Source organism: Ruegeria sp. AB10, from assembly GCF_056542745.1.
On sequence record NZ_JBQGAI010000008.1, the window covers coordinates 69,255 to 89,487 of the forward strand.

Annotated in this window: 21 protein-coding genes; 9 read left to right on the forward strand and 12 right to left on the reverse strand. The window is 59.9% G+C overall.

Translation table 11 applies throughout. The annotated features are described in order from the left end of the window. Position 1: 1 nt before the first annotated feature. The 11 genes from ACR0NT_RS15150 to mdh form a co-directional block, all read right to left on the reverse strand. Positions 2–850, reverse strand: coding sequence for a tellurite resistance TerB family protein (locus tag ACR0NT_RS15150; RefSeq protein WP_170673541.1), 849 nt, complete (start codon positions 848–850; stop codon positions 2–4). Positions 851–1,011: 161 nt separating this feature from the next. Beyond that, positions 1,012–2,400 carry a dihydrolipoyl dehydrogenase gene (lpdA, locus tag ACR0NT_RS15155; protein WP_170673537.1) on the reverse strand — a complete coding sequence of 463 codons (1,389 nt, stop codon included), beginning with the start codon at positions 2,398–2,400 and terminating at the stop codon, positions 1,012–1,014. 73 nt (positions 2,401–2,473) lie between these two features. After that, the gene (locus ACR0NT_RS15160) at positions 2,474–2,743 is read right to left on the reverse strand and encodes a hypothetical protein (RefSeq protein WP_170446205.1); all 270 of its coding nucleotides are present in this window, start codon (positions 2,741–2,743) and stop codon (positions 2,474–2,476) included. Between the two features lie 2 nt (positions 2,744–2,745). Further along, positions 2,746–4,242: a 2-oxoglutarate dehydrogenase complex dihydrolipoyllysine-residue succinyltransferase gene (odhB, locus tag ACR0NT_RS15165; RefSeq protein WP_170446202.1), complete on the reverse strand. Its 1,497-nt coding sequence runs from the start codon at positions 4,240–4,242 to the stop codon at positions 2,746–2,748. Between the two features lie 2 nt (positions 4,243–4,244). Next, complete coding sequence (locus tag ACR0NT_RS15170) at positions 4,245–7,202, reverse strand: 2-oxoglutarate dehydrogenase E1 component (protein ID WP_170673534.1); 2,958 nt, start codon at positions 7,200–7,202, stop codon at positions 4,245–4,247. A gap of 39 nt (positions 7,203–7,241) precedes the next feature. After that, entirely contained in the window at positions 7,242–7,946 is a 705-nt protein-coding gene (locus tag ACR0NT_RS15175; protein ID WP_170446196.1) for a sulfotransferase family 2 domain-containing protein, read from the reverse strand. A 57-nt stretch (positions 7,947–8,003) separates the two neighbouring features. Beyond that, on the reverse strand, positions 8,004–8,546 hold the full coding sequence (locus ACR0NT_RS15180; protein ID WP_170446193.1) for a DUF805 domain-containing protein: 543 nt from the start codon (positions 8,544–8,546) through the stop codon (positions 8,004–8,006). 451 nt (positions 8,547–8,997) lie between these two features. Continuing rightward, complete coding sequence (gene sucD / locus ACR0NT_RS15185) at positions 8,998–9,879, reverse strand: succinate--CoA ligase subunit alpha (RefSeq protein WP_152456828.1); 882 nt, start codon at positions 9,877–9,879, stop codon at positions 8,998–9,000. 73 nt (positions 9,880–9,952) lie between these two features. Continuing rightward, positions 9,953–10,177 (reverse strand): hypothetical protein, encoded by a 225-nt coding sequence (locus ACR0NT_RS15190; protein ID WP_170446190.1) that lies wholly within the window; start codon positions 10,175–10,177, stop codon positions 9,953–9,955. A gap of 2 nt (positions 10,178–10,179) precedes the next feature. Next, positions 10,180–11,373 (reverse strand): ADP-forming succinate--CoA ligase subunit beta, encoded by a 1,194-nt coding sequence (sucC, locus tag ACR0NT_RS15195; protein WP_170446187.1) that lies wholly within the window; start codon positions 11,371–11,373, stop codon positions 10,180–10,182. A gap of 308 nt (positions 11,374–11,681) precedes the next feature. Then, a complete protein-coding gene (gene mdh, locus ACR0NT_RS15200; protein WP_170673531.1) occupies positions 11,682–12,644 on the reverse strand; it encodes a malate dehydrogenase in 963 nt (320 codons plus the stop codon). A gap of 161 nt (positions 12,645–12,805) precedes the next feature. Here mdh and ACR0NT_RS15205 point away from each other — a divergent pair, with 161 nt between their 5' ends. Next, positions 12,806–13,561, forward strand: a complete 756-nt coding sequence (locus tag ACR0NT_RS15205; protein ID WP_170446182.1) for a sulfite exporter TauE/SafE family protein — start codon at positions 12,806–12,808, stop codon at positions 13,559–13,561. Here the strand turns inward: ACR0NT_RS15205 and ACR0NT_RS15210 are convergent. Beyond that, complete coding sequence (locus ACR0NT_RS15210; RefSeq protein WP_170446179.1) at positions 13,558–13,857, reverse strand: hypothetical protein; 300 nt, start codon at positions 13,855–13,857, stop codon at positions 13,558–13,560. The genes ACR0NT_RS15205 and ACR0NT_RS15210 overlap by 4 nt on opposite strands. 169 nt (positions 13,858–14,026) lie before the next feature. Between ACR0NT_RS15210 and ACR0NT_RS15215 the strand changes: the two genes are divergently transcribed. From ACR0NT_RS15215 to sdhA, 8 genes are all read left to right on the forward strand, one after another. Continuing rightward, entirely contained in the window at positions 14,027–14,884 is an 858-nt protein-coding gene (locus ACR0NT_RS15215) for an HpcH/HpaI aldolase/citrate lyase family protein (RefSeq protein WP_170446176.1), read from the forward strand. Between the two features lie 6 nt (positions 14,885–14,890). Beyond that, on the forward strand, positions 14,891–15,445 hold the full coding sequence (locus ACR0NT_RS15220) for an NnrU family protein (RefSeq protein WP_170446173.1): 555 nt from the start codon (positions 14,891–14,893) through the stop codon (positions 15,443–15,445). A 12-nt stretch (positions 15,446–15,457) separates the two neighbouring features. Continuing rightward, entirely contained in the window at positions 15,458–15,664 is a 207-nt protein-coding gene (locus ACR0NT_RS15225; RefSeq protein WP_170327177.1) for a DUF1737 domain-containing protein, read from the forward strand. After that, positions 15,664–16,692 carry a MaoC family dehydratase gene (locus ACR0NT_RS15230; protein ID WP_170673528.1) on the forward strand — a complete coding sequence of 343 codons (1,029 nt, stop codon included), beginning with the start codon at positions 15,664–15,666 and terminating at the stop codon, positions 16,690–16,692. The genes ACR0NT_RS15225 and ACR0NT_RS15230 overlap by 1 nt, the downstream gene beginning before the upstream one ends. A 55-nt stretch (positions 16,693–16,747) precedes the next feature. After that, on the forward strand, positions 16,748–17,410 hold the full coding sequence (locus ACR0NT_RS15235) for a DUF1194 domain-containing protein (protein WP_170673524.1): 663 nt from the start codon (positions 16,748–16,750) through the stop codon (positions 17,408–17,410). A 213-nt stretch (positions 17,411–17,623) separates the two neighbouring features. Further along, positions 17,624–18,007: a succinate dehydrogenase, cytochrome b556 subunit gene (sdhC, locus tag ACR0NT_RS15240; RefSeq protein WP_170446164.1), complete on the forward strand. Its 384-nt coding sequence runs from the start codon at positions 17,624–17,626 to the stop codon at positions 18,005–18,007. A gap of 11 nt (positions 18,008–18,018) precedes the next feature. After that, positions 18,019–18,390, forward strand: a complete 372-nt coding sequence (locus ACR0NT_RS15245) for a succinate dehydrogenase, hydrophobic membrane anchor protein (RefSeq protein WP_170446160.1) — start codon at positions 18,019–18,021, stop codon at positions 18,388–18,390. A gap of 25 nt (positions 18,391–18,415) precedes the next feature. Next, the gene (gene sdhA / locus ACR0NT_RS15250; protein WP_170673521.1) at positions 18,416–20,224 is read left to right on the forward strand and encodes a succinate dehydrogenase flavoprotein subunit; all 1,809 of its coding nucleotides are present in this window, start codon (positions 18,416–18,418) and stop codon (positions 20,222–20,224) included. Positions 20,225–20,233: the final 9 nt, after the last annotated feature.

Consider the following 20,233-nt stretch of genomic DNA (forward strand, 5'->3'; position numbering starts at 1 on the left):
ATCAGGCCGGTTTGGCGTTCATGGCCTGAAACATCGTCATGAATTCGTCCACATTGATCCCTAGGCCGCGTGCCAGTTTCTGCGCGAAAAGGGCCTCATCATCATCCATATGGCCGTCAGCGGCTGCGATCATCAGCGTGGCCTGCAGGACCATGCGTTTCTGATCCGAGGTCAACCCGGTGCCAAAGGCCGCGAACTGGGCCTCGGTCGGTTTGGCCTCGGCCATGTCGAACATGCGGCGGATACGGGCCTCGTCAAAGGTCTCACCGGTCATTTGCTTGGCGATATCGGCCATCATCGTGACCTCGGACGGGTCCAGGCTGCCATCCGCCTTTGCGGCGTGGCACATCGCGTCCATCGCCCGCAGGGCCGCCGGATGGACATCGCCCAACTGTGCATGCCGCTGCGCCGTGCGTTTGGCTTGAACAGCAGATTTCAATCCGGCAACGATCAGAAACACCGCAACGACGGCCAAACCCCAAAACCCCGAGATCATGTCGGCAATTGACATCGAGGGTTGATCGGGCAGGTCCGCAGGGTAGGTCCCAACAACTTTGCCCAACGTCAACTGTTCGGCGTTCACCGAGTAATAGCTGTCGCTGTCGCATTTGTTCGGGGCCATGACATAGCCGATCGAACTGCGCCACACACCGGCGAACATGATGTGAGTTTTCTTGGTCAAATGGCACAAGGCCAGCGTTTGACCGGAATTGTCCGTGACATCGGTCTCAGCGACGAGACTCATCTGTTCGGCCGTGCCCCAGACGCCGCCGGCACGGCCCGCTTGCGCGTCCTGACCTGAGAACATGGTGAATAACAACGCTACAGCGCAGAGAAGGGCGAACCGCATATCAACCTCAATAAATGTTACGTTTCAATCGTCTGTGCCGGTTCAGGCCCGGCAATCACGTTTGATTGATCAACTTATACGGTAACAAAACTAAGGCGATGCAACGGCAGAAAAAAGGCGGGCTACTGGGCCCGCCTTTCTGGTTTTCTTTTGCAGCTGGGTCAGCTGTGGATCGGACCGTCGCCGCAGGCCAGCGCAGCCTCGCGCACCGCTTCCGAATAGGTCGGGTGGGCGTGGCAGGTCAGAGCCAGATCCTCGGCCGAGGCACCGAATTCCATCGCCACACAGACCTCGTGGATCAGATCACCGGCTGCCGGGCCGATGATGTGGCAGCCCAGAATGCGGTCGGTTTCCTTGTCGGCCAAAATCTTGACGAAACCGTCGGCGGCAAAGTTAGCCTTGGCGCGGCCATTGCCCATGAACATGAACTTGCCGACCTTGTAATCGCGGCCCGCGGCCTTGAGCGTTTCTTCGGTTTCGCCGACATTCGCCACTTCGGGCCATGTATAGATCACGCCCGGAATGACGCCATAGTTCACGTGGCCATGCTTGCCCGCGACCTGCTCGGCGGCGGCCATGCCTTCATCCTCGGCCTTGTGCGCCAGCATCGGGCCTTCGGTGACGTCGCCAATGGCATAGATGCCCGGCACGTTGGTCTGCCAGTCGGAGCCAACCTTTATCTGACCGCGCGGGGTCATCTCAACGCCCAAGGCCTCAAGCCCCAGCCCGTCCGAGAACGGCTTGCGGCCGGTGGCGACCAGAACCGTGTCGGCGTCGATCACATGCTCACTGTCATCCTTGCGCAGCTTGTAGGTGACCTTGGCCTTGGTCTTGGTGGCCTCGGTCTTTTGTACCGCCGCACCCATGACGAACTTCAGGCCCTGCTTCTTGAGGATGCGTTGGAAGGTTTTCTGCACTTCGGGGTCCATGCCCGGGGTGATCACGTCGAGGAATTCGATCACGGTGACCTCGGCCCCCAGACGCTGATAGACCGAGCCCAGTTCCAGACCGATCACGCCAGCGCCGATGACGACCATCTTCTTCGGGATCTTGCCCAGAGACAGCGCTCCGGTCGAGGTCACGACGACCTTTTCGTCCACCTCTACACCCGGCAGCGAGGCTGGCTCGGAGCCCGAGGCGATGATGATGTTCTTGGCCGAGTGGACCTCATCACCCACTTTCACCTGACCGGCCGCGGGGATCGAGCCCCACCCCTTGAGCCAGTCGATCTTGTTCTTCTTGAACAGGAACTCGATGCCCTTGGTGTTGCCCTCGATGGTTTCTTCCTTGTAGGCCTGCATCTGTTTCCAGTCGACCGAGGGGCTTTTGCCCTTCAGGCCCATCTTGGCAAAGTTGTGCTCGGCCTCATGCAGTTGATGGCTGGCGTGCAGCAGCGCCTTGGACGGGATACAGCCCACGTTCAGACAGGTGCCGCCCAGAGTTTCACGCCCTTCGACAACGGCGGTTTTCAGGCCCAGCTGGGCGCAGCGGATGGCGCAGACATAGCCGCCGGGGCCGGCGCCGATTACGATGACGTCATAGTTTGCCATTATACTCTCCTAAGTCGACCGGATGGACCGGTAGCTGCACGATCCGGTGTGATCGGATCATGCGGTGCTTTCTTCAAACCGGTTCCAGCAGCTTGATCGTGATATGCGCAATGCCGCCCCGTTCGTGGTGCATCGCCAGTTCTTCCGAGCCGAAAAAGGCCCGCGCCTTGTCCAGGTTCATCACCTCGAACATGGCGATGGCATGGTCACGCTGATCCGGGTCGCGCCAGACATGCAGGTCGCGGATGCCCGCGGCCTTGCGCATCGGCTTGTCCTCGCGGAACACTTTCAGCCAGGCATCGAAATCGGCCACATCGGCCTGCCACAATACATGCGTTGCCATGATTACAGATCCATCAACAGGCGGCGCGGATCTTCCAGCGCCTCTTTCACACGAACAAGGAAGGTCACGGCGCCTTTGCCGTCAACGATCCGGTGGTCATAGGACAGTGCCAGATACATCATCGGACGGATCACAACCTGACCGTTGATCGCCATCGGACGGTCCTGAATCTTGTGCATCCCCAGAATACCCGACTGCGGGGGGTTCAGGATCGGCGACGACATCAGCGAGCCGTAAACACCACCGTTCGAGATGGTGAAGGTGCCGCCCTGCATCTCAGCCATGGACAGCTTGCCTTCGCGGGCGCGCTTGCCTTTTTCAGCGATGGCTTTCTCGATCGCGGCGAAGGACATGCTGTCCGCGTCGCGAATGACCGGAACCACCAGGCCGGTGGGCGTACCGGCAGCAACGCCCATGTGGACGAAGTTCTTGTAGACGATGTCGGTGCCGTCGATCTCGGCGTTCACCTCGGGCACTTCCTTCAGCGCGTGGCAGCAGGCCTTGGTGAAGAAGGACATAAAGCCCAGACGCACGCCGTGCTTCTTCTCGAACTGGTCCTTGTACTGGTTGCGCAGGGCCATCACCTCGGTCATGTCCACCTCGTTATAGGTGGTCAGCATGGCGGCTGTGTTCTGGCTGTCTTTCAGACGCTTGGCGATGGTCTGGCGCAGGCGGGTCATCTTGACCCGTTCTTCCCGCGCAGCATCGTCGGCAGCGACAGGCGCGCGCGGTGCAGATGCAGGGGCCGGAGCCGCAGCCGGGGCCGGGGCGGCAGCGGTTGCCACGGCGCGGGCCACGTCGTCTTTCATGATGCGGCCATCGCGACCGGTGCCTGTGACCTGACCTGCGGACAGACCGGCCTCGGCCATGGCTTTTTCGGCAGAGGGCGCATTGGCCACGTCCTTGCCGGTCGCTGCCGCCGGTGCGGCGGCTGCCGGTGCCGCGGCAGGAGCGGCTACGGCACCCGCACCCGAGATCACCGCCAGCTTGGCCGAAGCATCCACGGTGGTGCCCTCGGGCGCCACGATTTCCGCCAGAACGCCAGAGGCCGGGGCGGGAACCTCGACCGAGACCTTGTCGGTTTCCAGCTCACACAGCATTTCGTCTTGCGCGACGGCATCGCCAACCTGTTTAAACCAGGTGGCCACGGTCGCTTCGGTGACCGACTCGCCCAAGGTCGGCACCATCACGTCGACGCTGCCTGCGCCTGCGGCCGGGGCGGCCTTGGCTGCGGGGGCCGCAGCGGCAGGGGCGGCGCCTTCGCCTGCGGCAATGGTTGCCAGCAGCGCATCGACGCCGACGGTTTCACCTTCGGCGGCCACGATCTCGCCCATCACGCCCGCAGCGGGCGAGGGAACCTCGACGGTCACCTTGTCGGTTTCAAGCTCACACAGCATCTCATCCACGGCCACGGCATCACCGGGTTTCTTGAACCAGGTCGCAACCGTGGCTTCGGTGACGGATTCGCCCAGCGTGGGAACACGAACTTCAATGGACATCATTACTTTCCTTCAATGCTCAGCGCTTCGTTCACCAGCGCTTCTTGTTGGGCTTTGTGTTGGCTGGCCAGACCCGTCGCGGGCGAGGCCGATGTGGCGCGACCGACATAGCGGGGCCGGGTATGTTTGGCTTTGATGCGGGTCAGAACCCATTCGATATTGGGCTCGATAAAGGTCCAGGCGCCCTGGTTCTTGGGTTCTTCCTGACACCAGACGATCTCGGCCCCTTTAAAGCGCTCAAGCTCATTGATCAGCGAGTGCGCCGGGAACGGGTAATACTGTTCGATCCGCATCAGGTAGACATCGTCGATGCCGCGGGCGTCACGCTCTTCCAGCAGGTCATAGTAGACCTTGCCGGAACACATCACGACACGTTTGATCTTGTCGTCCTTGACCAGCTTGGTCTCGGAATTGCCCTGTTGCGCATCATCCCACAGCACCCGGTGAAAGCTGGAGCCGGTGATGAACTGATCCGCCGTGCTGACGGCCAGCTTGTGGCGCAGCAGCGATTTCGGCGTCACCAGGATCAGCGGCTTGCGGAAGGTGCGGTGCAGCTGACGGCGCAGGATGTGGAAATAGTTCGCGGGCGTCGTGCAGTTCGCCACGATCCAGTTGTCCTGACCGCACATCTGCAGGAACCGCTCCAGCCGCGCGGACGAGTGTTCGGGGCCTTGCCCTTCGAACCCGTGCGGCAACAGGCAGACCAGACCGGACATCCGCAGCCATTTGCTTTCGCCCGAGCTGATGAACTGGTCGAACATGATCTGCGCACCGTTTGCGAAGTCGCCGAACTGGGCCTCCCACAGAGTCAGCGCGTTGGGTTCGGCCAGCGAATAGCCATATTCGAAACCCAGCACCGCGTATTCCGACAGCATCGAGTCGATCACTTCGTATTTCGACTGACCCGCGCGGATGTTGTTCAGCGGATAATACCGCTCTTCGCTTTCCTGATGGACAAAGCCAGAGTGGCGCTGGCTGAACGTGCCGCGTGTCGCGTCCTGTCCGGACAGGCGCACCGGGAACCCTTCGGTCAGCAACGAGCCAAAGGCCAGCGCCTCACCCGTGGCCCAGTCAAAGCCCTTGCCGTTGTCGAACATCTGTTTCTTGTGGTCCAGAAGACGGCCAACGGTCTTGTGCAGGGCGACATCCTCGGGGGCGTGTGTCAGCGCCTTGCCGATCTCGGCCAGGGTTTTCGGCGTGATCGCGGTTTCGCCGCGCACGTATTCCTCTTTGTTCTTGTCCAGATGCGACCAGCGCCCGTCCAGCCAGTCGGCCTTGTTGGGCTTGTAATCTTTGCCGGCCTCGAACTCATCGTTCAGATGCGCCTGGAAGGCGGCTTTCATGTCTTCGATCTCACCTTCGGGGATCAGGCCATCCTTGACCAGACGTTCGGTGTACAGCGACAGGGTGGTCTTATGTGTCTTGATCTTCTTGTACATGATCGGGTTGGTGAACATGGGCTCGTCGCCCTCGTTGTGACCAAACCGGCGATAGCAGAAGATGTCGATGACCACGTCCTTGTGGAACTTCTGGCGGAACTCGGTTGCGACCTTGGCGGCGTGTACCACGGCTTCGGGGTCGTCGCCATTCACGTGGAAGATCGGCGCCTCGACCATAAGCGCGATATCGGTCGGATACGGGCTGGAGCGCGAGAAGTGCGGCGCTGTGGTAAAGCCGATCTGGTTGTTCACCACGATATGCATGGTGCCGCCGGTCTTGTGACCGCGCAGACCTGACAGGCCAAAGCCTTCGGCCACAACACCCTGACCGGCAAAGGCTGCGTCGCCGTGCAGCAGGATGCCCATCACTGCGGTGCGGTCAGTGTCGTTCAGCTGATCCTGCTTGGCGCGGACCTTGCCCAACACCACCGGGTTCACCGCCTCAAGGTGTGAGGGGTTGGCGGTCAGCGACAGGTGCACGCTGTTGCCGTCGAACTCACGGTCGCTGGACGCGCCGAGGTGGTATTTCACGTCACCCGAGCCATCCACATCTTCGGGCTTGAAGCTGCCGCCCTGGAATTCGTTGAAGATCGCGCGGTAGGGCTTGCTCATCACATTGGCGAGGATGTTCAAACGGCCCCGGTGCGGCATGCCGATGACGATGTCCTTGATCCCCAATGCACCGCCGCGCTTGATGATCTGCTCCATCGCCGGGATCAGCGCCTCACCACCGTCCAGACCGAACCGCTTGGTGCCCATGTATTTGACGTGCAGGAATTTCTCGAAGCCTTCGGCCTCGACCATCTTGTTCAGGATCGCCTTGCGGCCTTCCTTGGTGAACTGGATTTCCTTGCCATAGCCTTCGATCCGCTCCTTCAGCCACGCGGCCTGTTCGGGATCCGAGATGTGCATGTATTGCAGCGCGAAAGTGCCGCAATAGGTCCGCTTCACGATCTCGACGATCTGACGCATCGAGGCCATCTGCAGGCCCAGCACGTTGTCGATAAAGATCGGACGGTCCATGTCGGCTTCGGTAAAGCCATAGGTCTTGGGGTCCAGCTCAGGATGGTTGCTGGCCGCGCGCATCCCCAGCGGGTCCAGATTGGCAGCCAGATGGCCCCGGATCCGGTAGGCCCGGATCAGCATCAGCGCGCGCAGGCTGTCCAGCACCGCGCGCTTGATCTGGTCATCGCTGACCTCAACGCCCTTGGCGGCGGCCTTGTCCTTGATCTTCTTGCCTGCGGCCTTGGCGTCGATCTCGGCCCATTCACCGGTCAGCGCGCCGGTCAGATCATCCGCTGGCATCGGCGGCCAGTCGGTGCGGGCCCAGGACGGTCCCTCGGCCTCGCGCTGAACGTCCGGCGTGGCGTCACCCATGGCCTTGAAGAACTCGGCCCAGGCGGCATCGACCGCTCCGGGGTTCTTGGTGTACTGGGCGTAGAGCTGCTCCAGATACTCGGCATTGTGCCCCTGCATAAAGCTTGAGGCGTGAAACGCGGAATTGGGCGTGTGTTCGGTCATGTGCGAACCTCGAATGGGCTGGCGGTTTCGGTTTTAGTCTCAGTGCTGCGGGCTGTCGGGGTAGCCCAGCGTGTCAAACACCCAGGCCATGTTTCGTCGGACAGTATCGATCGTTTCGGTGTCATAGTACTCTGGCACAGGTATCCCTTTTCGTCGTTCTTTCATCGATTTGTCATGCCCTAGGTTAAAACTGTTTTCCGGCAGGCCAAAATCAGCGAAAATACCGTTCAGGTCGGCAACCAGATGTTCCTTTCGAATAAAGCGATCCACGATCAAAATGTTATCGATCGAGACGATTTCCCAATCGATGGACCAGGTTCCCGACAAGATAAACGATTTGAACTGCTCACATTCTATTTTCGAATCTTCCGAGGGTAGGTTCTGCTGGTGTTTCATGAAATGAAACTGAGATACGGCCCGGTCAAAAGGATCGCGGACATTTGCGATCTTGGTGTATCCGTCGAATTTTTCCGCCCCAAGGTTCTCTTTGACTTCCCAGGCAGGCATGTGGTTGCGCCATGGGTATTTGTGCTTGCGCCAGAACTGCCAATCCGGATGCGGTTCACGCCGCCCAGGCCCCCGTGCCCCCACGATCCCGTATTTTGAAACCCTGACCTTTCCGTTTTCCAGTTCCCCCAAGCCCGGTTTTTCGCAAAGCGGCTGCAGGACCTTTTCCGTCGACGTGCCAGCCGTCTTCGTAGTCTTGAGGTAGATGAATTTATGCTTGTGGCATACCAGAACCATTTCAGCGGTCCTTTCCGGAAGACGATGGCCAGGGTCTTTTATGCATTACAAGTCCGTTCACTGGGGCACCTCAATTGGATTGGGGCCGTATTTATTGACACCTGGCTGGCTTGGGCGGGTCAACCACCACAACACCAGAAGGGGAGACACAAATAGAACGATCAGCGTCGGAAGAACGACCAGCAGAGTGGCGCGGGTGAACAGGATGTCCAGGTTGCCACCATGCTGGAAATGGGACGCAAGGCCGATGCCGAAGATCAGCACCGCAAAGGCGCCAAGGATCAGCAGAATCGGCAGCAGTGCGTAAAGCCCGCTGCGCCCGGTATCATGCATCCGCCGCCACGCGGCGGCCAGATGCGGGATGAACACGATCAGGGTCACAATGCGTTGCGCTGGCTGGTTGGACGTAGCGGTGACCTGTTTGACTTCGTCGGTCTGCGTCGTGGCGACCTGCGTGAAGAACTTCCAGTCGATGATCCCGGCAATAAAGCTCCAGATCACGATGAACAGGAAAAAGAACCAGTATTCGGGCCGCGAGGCACGACCCGAGAAGGTGAAGAACTTGGAGAAACAGGTGCGGATGGCGTCAGAGAAGGTCATATCTGGTCACTCACCCAACTATTCCACCACAGGAAAAAGATACGATAAGAGAGTTCCGTTTACCTCGGTTGGCAGTGAAAACAGCGCTGTCGCTACCGACCAATTCGCAAACATAACCCACACGTTTCACGATCACATCCTTGGTGGAGTCTTTGCTTGCTCGAAAGCGAAACTGGTACTTCCGGCTTCCGGACAATTTGAGCTCAGAAAACCCTCTTTCTTTGGCGATGTAGTGAGTCTCGCAAGCCTCGTCCCGGATGAATTGTCCCTCGCTTGTCCAGCCGATAAGAACGCTACAATCATTTGCTTCGGCTTGCCCTGATGCAGAGAATGCAAGAGTCGCCGCCAAAAGCAGGGACCAAGGATACGTCAAAGGCGAGAAGGGCGGGCGTTTTTCGCCCACCCTCTTTCCGGGCGCAGCCCTCAGAGCGTATGCCCGGCAAGCGATCACTTACCCAATCGCTTCCAGCACAGCCTCACCCAGCTGCGCCGGGCTTTCAGCCACGACGATACCGGCGCTGCGCATGGCTTCGATCTTGTCCTCGGCACCACCCTTGCCACCGGCGACAATCGCGCCTGCGTGGCCCATGCGGCGGCCCGGAGGCGCCGTGCGGCCCGCGATGAACCCGGCGGTCGGCTTTTTGCGGCCCTTCTTGGCCTCATCCGCCAGGAACTGCGCGGCTTCTTCCTCGGCCGAGCCACCGATCTCACCGATCATGATGATCGACTCGGTTTCGTCATCGGCCAGGAACCATTCCAGCACGTCGATATGCTCGGTGCCTTTGATCGGGTCACCGCCGATGCCCACACAGGTGGACTGGCCCAGCCCCACATCGGTGGTCTGCTTGACGGCCTCATAGGTCAGGGTGCCCGAACGGGACACAACGCCGACCGAGCCGCGCTTGTGGATGTGGCCGGGCATGATGCCGATCTTGCAGGCGTCAGGTGTGATGACACCGGGGCAGTTCGGGCCGATAAGGCGCGATTTGCTGCCTTCCAGCGCGCGTTTGACCTTCATCATGTCCAGAACCGGGATGCCTTCGGTGATGCAGACGATCACTTCCATCTCGGCATCAATCGCTTCGAGGATCGAGTCAGCCGCAAACGGCGGCGGAACATAGATCACGCTGGCATTGGCTTCGGTCACATGCTTGGCCTCGTGGACCGAGTTGAACACGGGCAGGCCCAGATGCTCCATCCCGCCTTTGCCGGGGGTCACGCCGCCGACCATCTTGGTGCCATAGGCGATGGCCTGTTCGCTGTGGAATGTGCCCTGCGAGCCGGTAAAGCCCTGACAGATCACTTTGGTATTCTCGTCGATGAGGACTGCCATCTTAGGAGTCTCCTTAGAAAATTTTTGTTTCACTCGCCCTTTCGCGAGTTCCGTGCATTAGTTTGGCCGGGCTCTATTGCGCTGAAATTGTCCAGGTGTTCTCGCCATCGTCGCACGAAACCGGGCGACCAGCGGCAAGCGATTGCTCTCGCATTGCGTCAGCGTCCGGCCCTGCGGGACAGTCGAACAGTATTGGAGCGCGCGAAACCTCGGTATCTGCGTCTCCGCCTTGGTTCGACACAGCTTCTTCGGCGCAGCTTGCCAATACAAAGAAGCCCAGAACTAAGACAGGTTTCATCATTAACCCTTAACTGCCTTCACGATCTTTTCGGCACCGTCTTTCAGGTTGTCTGCCGCGATCACGTCCAGGCCAGAGGTGTTGATGATCTCTTTGCCCTTCTCGACATTCGTGCCTTCCAGACGCACGACCAGCGGAACCTGCAGGCCGACCTCTTTCACCGCTGCGACCACGCCCTCGGCGATGACGTCGCAGCGCATGATGCCGCCGAAGATGTTGACCAGAATGCCTTTGACCTGCGGGTCCGAGGTGATGATCTTGAACGCTTCGGTCACTTTCTCTTTCGTGGCACCGCCGCCGACGTCGAGGAAGTTGGCAGGCTCGGCGCCGTACAGTTTGATGATGTCCATGGTGGCCATCGCCAGACCGGCACCGTTCACCATGCAGCCGATCTCACCGTCCAGCGCGATGTAGTTCAGGTCGTATTTGCTGGCTTCCAGTTCCTTGGGGTCTTCCTCGGTGGTGTCGCGTAGCTCGGCGATGTCGGGGTGGCGGTAGACTGCGTTGCCGTCAAAGCCGACCTTGGCGTCCAGCACCTTGAGGTCGCCGCTGTCCGAGATGATCAGCGGGTTGATCTCCAGCATCTCCATGTCCTTCTCGACGAAGGCTTGGTACAGCTGACCCATCAGCTTGACGCATTGTTTGACCTGCGCGCCTTCCAGACCCAGCGAGAAGGCGATGCGGCGGCCGTGATAGGCCTGATAGCCGGTTGCGGGATCAACCGAGAAGGACAGGATTTTCTCGGGCGTGGCTGCGGCCACTTCCTCGATATCCATGCCGCCTTCGGTCGAGCAGACGAAAGAAATCCGGCTGGTCTGGCGGTCCACCAGCAGGGCCAGATACAGTTCGCGTTCGATGCCGGAACCGGCCTCGATATAGATGCGGTTGACCTGCTTGCCTGCGGGGCCGGTTTGATGCGTCACCAGCGTGCGGCCCAGCATCTTCTTGGCTTCTTCGGCGGCTTCTTCCACCGATTTGGTCAGACGCACACCGCCCTTTTCACCGGCATCGGATTCCTTGAACGAACCTTTGCCGCGTCCACCTGCGTGGATTTGTGCTTTGACAACCCACAGGGGGCCATCCAGTTCACCAGCTGCGGTTTTGGCTTCCTCGGCGCGCAGAACCGCGCGACCTTCGGAGACCGGAGCGCCATAGCTGCGAAGAAGAGCTTTGGCCTGATATTCGTGAATGTTCATCGAAACTGTCCCGTCTGACTACGATTACACCGTTATAGAGGTGTCTACGGGGCATTTATAAAGGGTTTTTTTATGCCAACGCGGTTTTTAGCGAAGATTTTCCGCTTTTGTGATCACAGCTTTTTGGGGTGTGATCACAAAACTTGCGCAGGGTGTCGGATGATTCGATTATCGTGTCGGTGCGCTTGATATTGCACTCAAAAACGCGTTTGCGCCAACATCCGCGACCGCAGGTAAACGGGCGGAAATGCGCAAAAGAAAACCGGCCCAGAAGGAGGCCGGTTTTCACTTTTAAACAGCTTTTGCAATTATCCCAGCGAGCTGTCGATGCCTTTGCACGCTTCGATCAGGCCCTTCACGGCGTTGACCGAGTTGTCGAAACCGGCCTGCTCTTCTTCGTTCAGCTTGATGTCGACGACACGCTCGATGCCGCCTGCGCCAATCACGGTGGGCACGCCGACATACATGCCTTCGACGCCCAACTCACCATCGCAATAGGCGGCGCAGGGCAGCACGCGCTTCTGGTCTTTCAGATAGGCTTCGGCCATTTCGATCGCCGAGGTGGCCGGTGCGTAGAACGCCGAACCGGTTTTCAGCAGGCCAACAATCTCGGCGCCGCCGTCACGGGTGCGCTGTACGATGGCGTCCAGCTTTTCTTGCGTGGTCCAGCCCATCTCGACCAGATCGGGCAGCGGGATACCGGCGACGGTCGAGTAACGAACCGACGGCACCATGGTATCGCCGTGGCCGCCCAGAACAAAGGCGGTGACGTCGCGCATCGACACGTTGAACTCTTCCGACAGGAAGTGTGCAAAACGGCCCGAGTCCAGAACGCCTGCCATGCCGCAGACCTTGTTGTGCGGCAGGCCCGAGAACTCGCGCAGAGCCCAGACCATTGCGTCCAGCGGGTTGGTGATGCAGATGACGAACGCATCGGGTGCATTGGCGGCGATGCCTTCGCCGACCGACTTCATGACCTTCAGGTTGATGCCCAGCAGGTCGTCGCGGCTCATGCCCGGCTTGCGCGGCACGCCTGCGGTTACAATGCAGACGTCTGCGCCTGCGATGTCCTCGTAGGACTGGGTGCCTTTCAACTTGGCGTCGAAACCTTCCGAGGGACCGGATTCAGCGATGTCCAGCGCCTTGCCTTCCGGGGTGCCTTCGGCGATGTCGAACAGGACGACGTCACCAAGTTCTTTCATTGCTGCGAGGTGGGCGAGCGTGCCGCCGATCTGACCTGCGCCGATCAGCGCGATCTTGGGTCTGGCCATTTGGAAAATCTCCGGTCGGTTTTGAAATCGCGGTCGTGCTAGTCGGTAAATGGCTTTCGCGCAAGGGTTATGCGGCGTGGCATACAACCGCATACAGTTTGCACTATGTCTGGTGATTGCGCTAAACGGCCTGTTAGACAAGCCTATTCACGGGATGCCACATGTTCGAATTGGACCTGATGTTTTTTGCTGTGGCGATCCCTGCGGTGATCTTTGCCGGCATCTCGAAGGGTGGGTTCGGCTCGGGTGTGGCCTTTGCGTCGTCGTCGATTCTGGCCTTGATCCTTACGCCCGGACAGGCGTTGGCGCTGATGCTGCCGATCCTGATGGTGATCGATGTGAGCACTCTGGGGCCGTACTGGAAACGTTGGAGCTGGCCGGACTCACGTCTGCTGATCCTGGGCGCAGTGCCGGGTGTTGCGCTGGGCGCGTGGCTGTATCGCGCGACGGATGACGACCTGCTGCGCCTGCTGATCGGGGGAATCTCGGTCGGTTTCGTGATCTGGCATATGGCGCAGAGCAAGGGCCTGATCCGTGGGTTTGCCAACCGCCTGCCTGCTCCTGCCGGGCTTTTCGCAGGTCTGGTCGCCGGCTTTACCAGCTTCGTCAGCCACGCGGGCGGTCCGCCTGCCGCCGTGTACCTTCTGTCTCAACGCCTGTCGAAAACCGAGTTTCAGGCGTCCACTGTGCTGGTCTTCTGGGTCATCAATAGCGCAAAGTTCATCCCTTACGCTTATCTGGGCCTGTTCACCTGGCACACGGCGCTGGCGGATCTTCTTCTGACCCCATTCGCCATCCTTGGCGCGTGGCTGGGCGTCCGGGCGCATTTCATGCTGTCCGAGCGCCTGTTCTTTGGCATTGCCTATGTGTTGCTGACCCTAACTGGCAGCAAACTGATCTGGGACGCGCTGACCTAGACGTTGGGGGGCAGCGCCTCGGCCATCTGTTCATAGGCCTGGCCCGAGGCGATCAGGCAGGTCATCCCGTCGGGCAGAGTTACCGTGATTGTCCAGCTGCCGGTTTGGTCCGAGGCAAAGACCTCTATCACCGCGCCCTGTCGCGCGATGCCGATGCCGCGGCGCGTCTCGCCATAGGCCTTGGTCAGCCGCTTGACCACATCCTCCCGCGGGGCGCAGGTGCGGGCTTGTACCTGTTGCGCGGCCAAAACCATGAGTCCCAGGCCCATCGTCATTTTGAAAAGCGTCTTTTTCATCTCTCACCCCTTTCGATTTCATCTGCAAACAGGGTGCGGATGGGGTGCAGAAATCTGGTTAAAACTCCGCGCGTTGCGTCACGTATGCTGCATCGCGGCAAATTTTCTCTTGAACTTTCCGGCAAAAAATGGCCCATTCCGCGCAACATTCTTTCAAAGGGAGAGGCCAATGGACCCCCGTCAGCGCCCCTATCGTTCCGTTCTCTATATACCCGGTTCGCGCGACCGGGCGCTGGATAAGGCGCGCACCTTGCCGGTGGATGCGATCATCTTTGACCTCGAAGACGCGGTCTCGGCGGACGAAAAACCTAATGCCCGCGAAACCCTCAAGGCGGCTTTGGCAGCCGGAGGCTATGGCTCGCGGGTCAAGATTGTCCGCATTAACGGGCTGGATACCGAATGGGGCCGCGCCGATGCCGAGGCCGTGCGCGAGATGGATGCGGATGCGGTGCTGTTGCCCAAGGTGAATTCCGCCGCCGACGTTGATGCGCTGGCTGCGATCACTGGCGACATGCCGATCTGGGCGATGATGGAAACCCCGCGCGGGATGCTGAACGCGGCCGAAATCGCCGCGCACCCGCTGATGGCCGGGTTCGTCATGGGCACCAACGATCTGGCCAAGGAACTACAAACCCGCTTCCGCCCCGACCGCCTGCCGATGATGACCTCGCTGGGACTGTGCCTGTTGGCCGCCAAGGCCGAAGGTCTGATTATTGTCGACGGCGTCTACAACGCCTTCAAGGATGGCGAAGGTCTGGCTACCGAATGTGAACAGGGCCGTGACATGGGTTTTGACGGCAAGACACTGATCCACCCGGCACAGGTCGACATTACCAATGCGGCCTATGCCCCGTCGGATATGGAAATCGATCTGGCCCGCCGCCAGATTGCAGCCTTCGAAGAGGTTGAATCGCAAGGTCAGGGCGTTGCTGTCGTGGATGGGAAGATTGTTGAAAATCTGCATGTTGTAACTGCCCGTGAAATTCTGGCAAAAGCGGAGGCGATTTCAGCTTTGCAAGCGGGGTAAGCCAGCATGGGCTTTGTTCTTCTGATCCTTGGGGTGGCGCTTTGGTGGGCCGCCCACCTGTTCAAACGCCTTATGCCGGCGCAGCGTGCGGCAATGGGCAATGGTGGCAAAGGCGCCGTGGCGCTGGCGCTGGTCGCGGCAGTGCTGCTAATGATCTTCGGCTATCGCATGACCGATTTCATCCATGTCTGGTCGCCGCCCTCCTTCATGATCCACATCAACAACCTGCTGGTGCTGATCGCCATCTTCATGATGAGCCCCGCGGGACAAAAAGGCCGCCTGCTGAACAAGATGCGCCACCCGATGCTGGCCGGTTTCCGGGCATGGGCCTTTGCGCATCTGCTGGTGAATGGCGATCTGGCTTCGATCATCCTGTTTGGCGGTCTGTTCCTGTGGGCCATGGTCGAAGTGGTTGTGATCAACCGCGCCGAACCCGAGTGGACCCCGGCGGAGCCCGGCACCTATGGCAAGGACGCGATGTTCTTTGTGGCCTCGATCGTGCTGTTCGGGATCATCGGTTACATTCACGGGCTGGTTGGTCCGTCTCCGTTCCCGTCGTAAGGATCTGGCACAATGGCAAAACTCTATCGTCTGTTGACCGAAGAAGACACCTCCGCTTTCTGCCACAAGGTGTCGGATGCGCTGGCAAAGGGGTGGGAGCTGTATGGCGACCCGTCCTATGCCTATGACGAAAACAGCCGCATGATGCGCTGTGCGCAGGCCGTGACCAAAGAGGTCGAGGCCGACTATTCCCCCGAAATGAAACTGGGACAGCAGTAATGGCAAAAACCAATCCGGGCCGCTTTTTCGAGGATTATGCCGTCGGGCAGGTGCTGCATCACGCGGTACCGCGCAGCGTAACCGACGGCGAGCGTGCACTGTATCATGCGCTCTACCCGGCGCGGCATGCGCTTTATTCCTCGGATGAGTTCGCCCGGAATTGTGGTCTGCCGCAAAGCCCGATCGACGATCTGGCTGCGTTCCACGTGGTGTTTGGCAAAACCGTCCCCGATATCTCGCTGAACGCGGTTGCCAATCTGGGTTATGCCGAAGGGCGCTGGCTGAAACCGGTCTATTCCGGCGACACGCTGCGGTCTGAATCCGAGGTGATCGGGGTCAAGCAGAACTCGAACGGCAAGACCGGTGTGGTCTGGGTGCGCACGCGCGGCCTGAATCAGCGCGATGAGGTGGTGATCGAATATGTGCGCTGGGTGATGGTGCGCAAAGCGAATATCGACGCCCCTGCACCCGAGGCGGTGGTGCCGGACCTGAAAAAGGTGCTGGAGTCGGGCGATCTGGTGGTGCCCGAGGGCCTCGATTTCTCGAACTATGATTTTGTTCAGTCCGGTGAAGCCCATCGCTGGGGCGATTACGAGATCGGCGAAACCATCGACCACGTTGATGGGGTGACCGTCGAAGAGGCCGAGCATATGCTGGCCACTCGTCTGTGGCAAAACACGGCCAAAGTGCATTTTGACCTGACCTTCCGCCCCGATGGCCGGTTGATCTATGGCGGGCACGTGATTTCGATGGCGCGGGCGCTGTCGTTCAACGGTCTGGCCAATGCGCAGATGATCGTGGGCCTGAATGGCGGTGCACATGCCAACCCATGCTTCTCGGGCGATACGATCAAAGCGTGGTCCGAAGTTCAGGACAAGGCTGAAACCGGGGTGCCCGGCGTTGGGGCCATCCGTCTGCGTCTGGTCGCCACTAAGGGCGGCGCACCGTTCGAGTTGAAGGGCGAAGATGGCCGCTACAAGCCCGACGTCCTGCTTGACCTGGATTACTGGGCGTTGATGCCGGTCTGACATCACCCCACATTGATTTGATCGCAGCCCGCGACATTCATGCTAGGCTGCGGTCATGGTCCTGATCCGTTCCCTCGCTGCCTGCCTGTTCCTGACGCCGCCTGCCATGGCGTGTGATCTTGCGTTGGCCTTGGCGGTGGATGTGTCCGGGTCGGTGGATACAAGCGAATACCGCATTCAGATGGATGGTCTGGCGGCCGGTCTGCGCGATCCTCTTGTGTCCGAGGCATTGGTACGCGGTCAGGCGCAGGTGATGCTGGTGCAATGGACCGGAGCCTCGCGCCAGAAGATCACGATCCCGTGGACCCGGATCGACAGTTTCGACACGCTCGAACGGTTTGCCGATCAGGTCGCCGCCGACCCCCGCGTCTGGCGCAATTTCTCGACGGCGATCGGCGAGGCGCTTGAGATGACCCTGTCCAGCTTTGACACCGTGTCCGAGTGCAAACGCCACCTGATCGACATCTCGGGCGACGGGGTGTCGAACGAAGGGGTTGAGCCGACCGAGGTCCACGGCGTGTTGCGCAATCGGGGTATCACGGTCAACGCCATCGCAATCGAGGAAAGCGAACCCGACCTGACCGCCTATTTCTTTGAAAACGTCATCGTTGGCGAAGGGGCCTTTGTCGTCTCGGCCGCCGGTTTTGCAGACTATCCCGAACGGATCCGAAAAAAGCTGTTGCGCGAAGTGACCCAGCAATCCGCCGCTTTGGAGTGAGCGCCGCAGATTCGTGATCACAAAGATTGCAACCTTAGGACGCTAACATTGATTTGACTGTATAAGTTTTGTGATCACGGTATTATTTTGTGTGATCACATTTTTCCGAAATCTGCGGTTTTGTCCCCATTTTACCTGTTTTTGCGCCCGCAGCACGTGACAGATTGGCAAAAACAGGTAAAACGACGGGTAGCCAACGAAAGAGGAGCCGACATGGCCGATGTCAATCGGGGCAACCGCCCGCTCTCGCCACATATTATGATTTATCGCCCCCAGATGACGTCGACGTCTTCGATCATGGTTCGTCTGACCGGGATCGGGGTGTTCGCCGTTGCCATTCTTGTTGTCTGGTGGCTGCTGGCCGCATCGACTTCGGAAAGCGCATTTGCGGGGATCGACGGTTTTCTGCGCAGCTGGTTCGGTGACCTCATCCTGACGGCTGCGACCTGGGGGTTGTGGTATCACACGCTGGGCCGTCTGCGGCACGTCATTTGGGATTTCGGATATTGTCTCGACATCGAGACCGCCGAGAAACTGGGGCTGGGCATGTTCGTTGGTGCGACCGCCCTGACCCTGATCACCGTACTTGCGGTTTAAGGAGACGGCACATGCAATATCTGACTGACCGCAAGCGCGCACAGGGTCTGGGCGCAGGTAAATCCGGCACACTCACCCATTGGCGGGTCATGATTCGGGCGATGATCCTGACCGTATTGATTCCGATTTTCATCTTCACCTTCGGCGCCGGTATCGGCGGCACTTACGAAGAGGTCGTGGCCTATTTCAGCCGTCCGTTCCCGGCGCTGGTGACGGCGCTCACCCTGGTCGTGGGTCTGCTGCAACTGATGTATGAGGCGCAGGAAGCGATCGAGGACTATGTGCACGGGACGCTTGAGAAAATCTCTCTCGCTGCAATGTGGGCCCTGGGCTACACGCTGATGGCGGCCGGGCTGTTTGCCTTGGTCAAGCTGGCCCTGTGATGATGCGCGGTAAGGAACAAGAACAATGACAGCAGCATATGAATATGAAACCCACGAATACGACGTCGTCGTCGTAGGTGCCGGTGGTGCAGGTCTGCGGGCGACGCTGGGCATGGCGGAACAGGGCCTGCGCACGGCTTGTGTGACCAAGGTTTTCCCGACCCGCTCGCACACGGTTGCGGCGCAGGGCGGTATCGCCGCTTCGCTTTCAAACATGGGCCCCGACCATTGGCAGTGGCACATGTATGACACCGTCAAGGGGTCGGACTGGCTGGGTGACACCGACGCGATGGAATACCTCGCGCGAGAGGCGCCCAAGGCCGTGTACGAGCTAGAGCACTACGGCGTGCCCTTCAGCCGGACCGAAGAAGGCAAAATCTATCAGCGTCCCTTTGGCGGCCACACCACCGAATTTGGCGAAGGCCCCGCCGTGCAACGCACCTGTGCCGCCGCCGACCGGACCGGCCACGCGATCCTGCACACGCTGTACGGTCAGTCGCTGAAGAACAACGCCGAGTTCTACATCGAATATTTCGCCATCGACCTGATCATGTCCGAGGATGGTCAGTGTCAGGGTGTCGTCTGCTGGAAGCTGGACGATGGCACGATGCACGTCTTCAACGCCAAGATGGTGGTGCTGGCAACCGGCGGTTACGGGCGTGCCTATTTCAGCGCGACCTCGGCCCATACCTGCACCGGCGACGGTGGCGGCATGGTCGCCCGCGCGGGTCTGGCACTGCAGGATATGGAGTTCGTTCAGTTCCACCCGACCGGCATCTATGGTTCGGGCTGCCTGATCACCGAGGGCGCGCGTGGTGAGGGTGGTTACCTGACCAACTCGGAAGGCGAACGGTTCATGGAGCGGTATGCGCCCCAATACAAGGACCTGGCGCCGCGTGACTATGTCTCGCGTTCGATGACCATGGAAATCCGCGAAGGCCGTGGCCATGGCGAGAACGGTGACCACATCCACCTGAACCTCAGCCACCTGCCAGCCGAAGCTCTGGCCGAGCGTCTGCCGGGTATCTCGGAATCGGCGCGTGTTTTTGCAGGTGTCGACGTCACCAAGGAACCCATCCCGGTTCTGCCGACCGTGCACTATAACATGGGCGGTATCCCGACCAACTATTGGGGTGAAGTTCTGAACCCCACCGCCGACAACCCGACCGGTGTTGTGCCGGGCCTGATGGCTGTGGGTGAGGCCGGGTGTGCCTCGGTCCACGGTGCGAACCGTCTGGGTTCAAACTCGCTGATCGACCTTGTGGTGTTTGGCCGCGCGGCTGCGATCCGGGCGGGTGAGGTTGTTGACGCGAAGGCTCCGAACCCGGTTCTGAACCAGGCGTCGGTCGACAAGGCCTTTGACCGGTTTGACGCAGTGCGCAACGCCAGCGGCGCAATCCCGACCGCCGATCTGCGGCTTGAGATGCAGCGCACCATGCAGGAAGACGCGGCTGTGTTCCGGACTGCCAAGACCATGGCGGAAGGCGTCGAGAAGATGACGGTGATTGCCGCCAAGATGGACGACCTGAAGGTTACCGACCGTTCGCTGGTCTGGAATAGCGACCTGATGGAATCGCTGGAGCTGACCAACCTGATGCCAAGTGCGCTGGCCACCATTGTTGGGGCCGAGGCGCGCAAGGAATCCCGTGGTGCCCACGCGCATGAGGACTTCACCGAGCGGGATGACGAGAACTGGCGCGTGCACACTGTCAGCCGGGTTGACGGCAACAAGGTCGAGCTCAGCTATCGTCCGGTCATCGTCGATCCGCTGACCACCGAAGACGAAGGCGGCATCAGCCTCAAGAAAATCGCGCCCAAGGCGCGGACGTTCTAAGGAGAGGAA

Coding starts and splice junctions, on each gene's coding strand:
- lpdA (WP_170673537.1), bottom strand. CDS start 2,400: ATGGCAAACTATGACGTCATCGTAATCGGCGCCGGCCCCGGCGGCTAT.
- ACR0NT_RS15175 (WP_170446196.1), bottom strand. CDS start 7,946: ATGGTTCTGGTATGCCACAAGCATAAATTCATCTACCTCAAGACTACG.
- ACR0NT_RS15170 (WP_170673534.1), bottom strand. CDS start 7,202: ATGACCGAACACACGCCCAATTCCGCGTTTCACGCCTCAAGCTTTATG.
- ACR0NT_RS15180 (WP_170446193.1), bottom strand. CDS start 8,546: ATGACCTTCTCTGACGCCATCCGCACCTGTTTCTCCAAGTTCTTCACC.
- ACR0NT_RS15205 (WP_170446182.1), top strand. CDS start 12,806: ATGTTCGAATTGGACCTGATGTTTTTTGCTGTGGCGATCCCTGCGGTG.
- odhB (WP_170446202.1), bottom strand. CDS start 4,242: ATGTCCATTGAAGTTCGTGTTCCCACGCTGGGCGAATCCGTCACCGAA.
- ACR0NT_RS15190 (WP_170446190.1), bottom strand. CDS start 10,177: ATGAAACCTGTCTTAGTTCTGGGCTTCTTTGTATTGGCAAGCTGCGCC.
- ACR0NT_RS15160 (WP_170446205.1), bottom strand. CDS start 2,743: ATGGCAACGCATGTATTGTGGCAGGCCGATGTGGCCGATTTCGATGCC.
- sucC (WP_170446187.1), bottom strand. CDS start 11,373: ATGAACATTCACGAATATCAGGCCAAAGCTCTTCTTCGCAGCTATGGC.
- ACR0NT_RS15235 (WP_170673524.1), top strand. CDS start 16,748: ATGGTCCTGATCCGTTCCCTCGCTGCCTGCCTGTTCCTGACGCCGCCT.
- sdhA (WP_170673521.1), top strand. CDS start 18,416: ATGACAGCAGCATATGAATATGAAACCCACGAATACGACGTCGTCGTC.
- ACR0NT_RS15215 (WP_170446176.1), top strand. CDS start 14,027: ATGGACCCCCGTCAGCGCCCCTATCGTTCCGTTCTCTATATACCCGGT.
- sdhC (WP_170446164.1), top strand. CDS start 17,624: ATGGCCGATGTCAATCGGGGCAACCGCCCGCTCTCGCCACATATTATG.
- ACR0NT_RS15225 (WP_170327177.1), top strand. CDS start 15,458: ATGGCAAAACTCTATCGTCTGTTGACCGAAGAAGACACCTCCGCTTTC.
- ACR0NT_RS15150 (WP_170673541.1), bottom strand. CDS start 850: ATGCGGTTCGCCCTTCTCTGCGCTGTAGCGTTGTTATTCACCATGTTC.
- ACR0NT_RS15210 (WP_170446179.1), bottom strand. CDS start 13,857: ATGAAAAAGACGCTTTTCAAAATGACGATGGGCCTGGGACTCATGGTT.
- ACR0NT_RS15220 (WP_170446173.1), top strand. CDS start 14,891: ATGGGCTTTGTTCTTCTGATCCTTGGGGTGGCGCTTTGGTGGGCCGCC.
- mdh (WP_170673531.1), bottom strand. CDS start 12,644: ATGGCCAGACCCAAGATCGCGCTGATCGGCGCAGGTCAGATCGGCGGC.
- sucD (WP_152456828.1), bottom strand. CDS start 9,879: ATGGCAGTCCTCATCGACGAGAATACCAAAGTGATCTGTCAGGGCTTT.
- ACR0NT_RS15245 (WP_170446160.1), top strand. CDS start 18,019: ATGCAATATCTGACTGACCGCAAGCGCGCACAGGGTCTGGGCGCAGGT.
- ACR0NT_RS15230 (WP_170673528.1), top strand. CDS start 15,664: ATGGCAAAAACCAATCCGGGCCGCTTTTTCGAGGATTATGCCGTCGGG.